The organism is Elusimicrobiota bacterium (assembly GCA_040757695.1).
Classification (GTDB): Bacteria; Elusimicrobiota; UBA8919; order UBA8919; family UBA8919; genus JBFLWK01.
The window spans coordinates 1-1,381 of the sequence record JBFLWK010000228.1 but is presented as its reverse complement, the minus strand read 5'-3'; the positions used below and the strand labels follow the sequence as shown (position 1 = coordinate 1,381).

Sequence of the window (1,381 nt, the reverse complement as noted above, 5' to 3'; positions counted from 1 at the left end):
TCATTTATTTGCCTCCCTTTTAGGAGTCCATCTATAAATGTAAATACCATTTTTTTTATGTACTTTTGTATAAATAGAATCTTTAAATATTTTAGGAGTCCACGGGATTCTCTCGCCATTGGTATCTCTAATTTTTACTATTGATAAAAGTTCTCCATCAATACTTACTTTATATACAGCAAAATATGGGAATCTTTTATCTTTTATATTATGTTCTCCTACTAATATATAAAGATTCTTCTCTTCGTCTATATCTAACAATTCAGCACCATCAAAAAACTCCGAAAATGGTCCTATTACTATTTCATTTTTCAAACTACCTAAATTATTTACACCTTTAATTTTTATTGCTGATGGTGTTTTCTCATTTCCATGCATTAGTGTCCAACCGCCATAAGGGGGATATTCGCCTTCCTTAACTTGATTATTACTCCAATAATGAATAACAAATATTTCCAGTTTATTTAAAAGATATTTAGATACTTGTAATGATGAAACAGTACTTGTATCAACATTCAAAAGATAATTAGGCAACCCTTTCAAATTCTGTTCGGCATTATATCTCTTTTTATCATATTTAATTACTTTTTTCTTTAATATCTTATCTTTATATCCCTCACGATACAGAATACCATTAGTGACATACATTTTGTCATTCTTATCATCAAAAGTAAAACTTTGAATATTCAATCCTTTGTGATAAAATTTTCTAACGAATTTTCTTGATTGGTTAAACTTTTGTATTGGTATATTGGTTTCTTTATCGTAAGAACTAGAGTCATAAACATATATATTACCCTGACTATCAATAACAAAATTGATTTGTGTTGCTTCCTTAATAATTGTCTCTCCTGCTTTATCTTTATATTTATCTTCGTATTTCTTTATCTGTCCTTCACCTTCTCCCCACGGAATAAATATAAAATCTTCTCTTATATATTCTTCCTTCGGTAAAATCTTTTGTTCCGATTGACAGAAACCAAAATTAGTAATTGTCGTTAATGCTAATACCAACATTATTCTACTGAAAATATTTTTTTGCATTATTCCTCCTCTACCCTCTTTTTGAAACTTGGACATTTACTTTAACACCTTCTCAAATTACTTCTTTGGGCGATGGTCAAAAGACCTTAAAAATTACTGCCTATAATCTTTCCGCTCAATCATTAGAATTGGACTCAACCCCGAAAACAATGGCATATAAAGATTGGGGTAATACCTTACAACAATACGATAAAGGTTCAGACGCTTCACTGCATATACTTGCATTTGACTTTTATTATTTTTCTGACGACACACGAAATTTGAGATTTGCAAAAACATATTACTCAAAACAAAGGATTTCAGATTATGTATAATTTCAATTTTAAGACGATAATCA

The 1,381-nt window shown here is 29.3% G+C and carries 2 protein-coding genes; one reads left to right on the top strand and one right to left on the bottom strand.

Features of this window, described 5'->3' with window-relative positions; genetic code table 11:
* A complete protein-coding gene (locus AB1349_14365; GenBank protein ID MEW6558509.1) occupies nt 1-1,080 on the bottom strand; it encodes a hypothetical protein in 1,080 nt (359 codons plus the stop codon).
* Nucleotides 1,081-1,109: 29 nt separating this feature from the next.
* On the opposite strand from AB1349_14365, the gene AB1349_14360 reads away from it, so the two are divergent.
* On the top strand, nt 1,110-1,358 hold the full coding sequence (locus AB1349_14360) for a hypothetical protein (GenBank protein MEW6558508.1): 249 nt from the start codon (nt 1,110-1,112) through the stop codon (nt 1,356-1,358).
* Nucleotides 1,359-1,381 lie beyond the last annotated feature (23 nt).

Excerpts from the sequence above, each read along its gene's own strand:
- AB1349_14365 (MEW6558509.1), bottom strand. The coding sequence starts at position 1,080 with ATGTCCAAGTTTCAAAAAGAGGGTAGAGGAGGAATAATGCAAAAAAAT.